Source organism: Pantoea sp. Mb-10 (genome assembly GCF_021272205.1).
Classification (GTDB): Bacteria; Pseudomonadota; Gammaproteobacteria; order Enterobacterales; family Enterobacteriaceae; genus Pantoea.
In genome coordinates this window covers 1-1,387 of the sequence record NZ_JAJSDX010000018.1, presented here as the reverse complement: position 1 = coordinate 1,387, position 1,387 = coordinate 1, and the positions used below count along the sequence as shown (strand labels likewise).

1 rRNA gene is annotated in these 1,387 nt (G+C 54.7%); it reads left to right on the top strand.

Features of this window, described 5'->3' with window-relative positions:
• Nucleotides 1-1,387, top strand: a 23S ribosomal RNA gene (locus tag LU196_RS20275); the annotation flags it as partial.

Genomic DNA, 1,387 nt, shown 5'->3' with positions numbered 1-1,387 from the left:
ATAGGGGAGCCGCAGGGAAACCGAGTCTTAACTGGGCGTTAAGTTGCAGGGTATAGACCCGAAACCCGGTGATCTAGCCATGGGCAGGTTGAAGGTTGGGTAACACTAACTGGAGGACCGAACCGACTAATGTTGAAAAATTAGCGGATGACCTGTGGCTGGGGGTGAAAGGCCAATCAAACCGGGAGATAGCTGGTTCTCCCCGAAAGCTATTTAGGTAGCGCCTCGTGAACTCATCTCCGGGGGTAGAGCACTGTTTCGGCTAGGGGGCCATCCCGGCTTACCAACCCGATGCAAACTGCGAATACCGGAGAATGTTATCACGGGAGACACACGGCGGGTGCTAACGTCCGTCGTGAAGAGGGAAACAACCCAGACCGCCAGCTAAGGTCCCAAAGTCATGGTTAAGTGGGAAACGATGTGGGAAGGCACAGACAGCCAGGATGTTGGCTTAGAAGCAGCCATCATTTAAAGAAAGCGTAATAGCTCACTGGTCGAGTCGGCCTGCGCGGAAGATGTAACGGGGCTAAACCATGCACCGAAGCTGCGGCAGCGACGCGAATGCGTTGTTGGGTAGGGGAGCGTTCTGTAAGCCGCAGAAGGTGGCCTGTGAGGGCTGCTGGAGGTATCAGAAGTGCGAATGCTGACATAAGTAACGATAAAGCGGGTGAAAAGCCCGCTCGCCGGAAGACCAAGGGTTCCTGTCCAACGTTAATCGGGGCAGGGTGAGTCGACCCCTAAGGCGAGGCTGAAAAGCGTAGTCGATGGGAAGCAGGTTAATATTCCTGCACTTGGTGTTACTGCGAAGGGGGGACGGAGAAGGCTAGGTTATCCGGGCGACGGTTGTCCCGGTTTAAGCGTGCAGGTGTGAAGACCAGGCAAATCCGGTCTTCTTTAACACTGAGGCGTGACGACGAGGCTCTACGGAGCTGAAGTAACTGATGCCCTGCTTCCAGGAAAAGCCTCTAAGCTCCAGGTAACACGAAATCGTACCCCAAACCGACACAGGTGGTCAGGTAGAGAATACCAAGGCGCTTGAGAGAACTCGGGTGAAGGAACTAGGCAAAATGGTGCCGTAACTTCGGGAGAAGGCACGCTGGCGCGTAGGTGAGGGGACTTGCTCCCGGAGCCGAGGCCAGTCGAAGATACCAGCTGGCTGCAACTGTTTATTAAAAACACAGCACTGTGCAAACACGAAAGTGGACGTATACGGTGTGACGCCTGCCCGGTGCCGGAAGGTTAATTGATGGGGTTATCCGTAAGGAGAAGCTCTTGATCGAAGCCCCGGTAAACGGCGGCCGTAACTATAACGGTCCTAAGGTAGCGAAATTCCTTGTCGGGTAAGTTCCGACCTGCACGAATGGCGTAATGATGGCCAGGCTGTCTC